Source organism: Klebsiella sp. MS 92-3, from assembly GCF_000195655.1.
GTDB classification, from domain to species: Bacteria; Pseudomonadota; Gammaproteobacteria; order Enterobacterales; family Enterobacteriaceae; genus Klebsiella; species Klebsiella pneumoniae.
Genome location: NZ_GL882842.1, coordinates 48,258 through 50,403, shown reverse-complemented (window position 1 = coordinate 50,403; position 2,146 = coordinate 48,258). Strand labels below are relative to the sequence as shown.

Annotated in this window: 2 protein-coding genes and 1 pseudogene; 1 reads left to right on the top strand and 2 read right to left on the bottom strand. The window is 62.9% G+C overall.

Annotated elements, in window-relative coordinates; all coding sequences use genetic code 11:
* Positions 1 to 582, bottom strand: a pseudogene (locus HMPREF9538_RS06510) (DMT family transporter); the annotation flags it as partial.
* A gap of 81 nt (positions 583 to 663) precedes the next feature.
* Between HMPREF9538_RS06510 and HMPREF9538_RS06515 the strand changes: the two are divergent.
* The gene (locus HMPREF9538_RS06515) at positions 664 to 1,170 is read left to right on the top strand and encodes a MarR family winged helix-turn-helix transcriptional regulator (RefSeq protein ID WP_009485902.1); all 507 of its coding nucleotides are present in this window, start codon (positions 664 to 666) and stop codon (positions 1,168 to 1,170) included.
* On the opposite strand, the gene HMPREF9538_RS06520 is transcribed toward HMPREF9538_RS06515, so the two are convergent.
* Positions 1,167 to 2,060, bottom strand: coding sequence for a nickel/cobalt transporter (locus HMPREF9538_RS06520; protein ID WP_032457212.1), 894 nt, complete (start codon positions 2,058 to 2,060; stop codon positions 1,167 to 1,169). The genes HMPREF9538_RS06515 and HMPREF9538_RS06520 overlap by 4 nt on opposite strands.
* Between the last annotated feature and the right edge of the window lie 86 nt (positions 2,061 to 2,146).

Below are 2,146 nucleotides of genomic sequence, written 5' to 3'. Positions count from 1 at the left end.
CCCCCCCCCCCCCCCCCCCCCCCCCCACCCGCCGCCAGCGGCGACACGCACACACACAGGCAGGGAGAGCGCCCAGCGCCGGGAGAGCCAGGTGCCCAGCGCCATACTGATCGCCCCGAGAAACGCCGCGCCGATGCCCAGCGGGTCGAGGACGGTGTGCGGCGACAGCAGCAGCATGGCCATACCGAGTATGCCGGCGATGGCGGAGAACACCGCCAGCCAGGGCGAGCGCTGCCGGTCGACGCACCAGGCGAGGAGCATCACCAGCAGCGGCTGGATCGCGCCGATCACTGCCGCCAGCCCGCCGGGTAAGCGATAGGCGGCGATAAACAACAGCGCCTGAAACGCGCCGATATTTAAGATGCCGGTAACGATCAGCTTTGCCCATTCGCCGCGTTGCGGAAAACGACGGCTCCAGATCAGAAGAGCGATACCTGCCGGCAGCACCCTCAGCAGCGCAGCAATAAATGGGCGGTCAGGGGGCAGAAACTGGGAGGTGACGATGTAGGTCGTCCCCCAGATAGCGGGCGCCAGCGCGGTGAGCAGCAGGTCGAGAATCAGATTACGTGAGAGAAAAGCCATGATTTTATCTTCACTTCAAGGTAAATTAGTGAGTGAAGTATGTACCGCCAAGTATCTTGATATCAAGACAAGTGAGCACTAATGGACAAATCACCGCCGATCGACGCCGTGGATCGCATCCTCGCCCAGTGGCAGCGGGAACGGCCAGACCTCGACTGCAGCCCCATGGGGCCGATAGGTCGCCTGAAACGATGCGCTATGCTGCTGGAGCCGCATGTGGAAGTGGCCTTTACGCGCCACGATCTGGTGCGCTGGGAGTTTGACATGCTGGCGACGCTGCGGCGCGCCGGAGCGCCTTTCGTACTTTCGCCCACCCAGCTCTTCTCCACGCTGATGATTACCTCCGGTACCATGACCCATCGTCTGAAGGCGCTGGAGAAACGCGGGTTTATTACCCGCCTGCCCAATCCGGAGGATGCCCGCAGTATGCTGGTCGCCCTGACTTCCGCCGGACGCGAACGGATCGATGCCGCAGTGGAAACCCACGTCGACAACGAACGGCAACTGCTGGCAGGACTCAGTGACGGTGAACGCCAGCAGTTGGATCAGGCGCTGCGGGTGTTGATGCGACTGCTGGAAACGGGCTAACAGCCAGCGGCGATAAAGTCGCCGTTGGCGCTGATCGGCACCACGGTGAAAAACAATCCCACGGCAAAGAGGATCAGCGCCAGACCGCCGAGGATCTTCATCAGCGGAACCAGCCAGGGCCGCGGGCGGTGATTCGTGGCCAATCGTTTGACCGTCCGATGGCGCGCATAGTGAACCAGTAGCGACAGACCGAGGATCGAGAGCGCGGTGCCCAGCGCCATGCTCATCACCGCGGCGATGCCCCAGCTAACAATCCCCAACGCATTGGCGAATAATAAAATCATGATCGCCCCGCTACAGGGCCGAACGCCGATAGCCAGCACCACGCCAAGGCGCGTCTTCCAGTCAGCGCCCTGCAGATCCTGCCCCACGCCGTGATGGCCGCAGCCGCACGAGGCGTCATGCTGATGCGCTGGCGTCAGACGGCGAATCACCTGTTTTGTCGGCCACAGGCTTTGCAGAGCGCGAAAGATAACATAAGCCCCAAAGACGCCGATGGTCAGGGCGCTGATCTTCTCGACGTACCAGCGGCTGGCGCTAAGATCGCCGGCGGCCAGATTCAGCCCCACCGCAAGAATAAAGACGAAGAGTATCGCAGTGACGCCCTGCAACAGGCTGCCGAGAAAGGGCACCACCCGCGCCGCCGTCAGGCTCTCCTGATTGGTGCTCAGGTAGGTCGTCACGATAAATTTACCGTGTCCCGGTCCGACGGCGTGCAGCACGCCATAGAGAAAGGCCCCCACCAGCAGCCAGATACCGCCGCTGTACTGATGGTTATTCAGCAACAGAAGGTACATCACCAGATAGCGATGCAGGGTAATTTGGGTGGCGAGACACCACTGGAGAAAGTCACCCCAGTGGCTGTGCAAGGTGATAGCGGCGGCCAGCAGTAGAAGGCCGCCCCACCCCCCCCCCCCCCCGCGCCCCGCGCGCGCGGGGGGGGCCGGGCGTAAGGCGTAGGGCTGGCTCGCCGCTG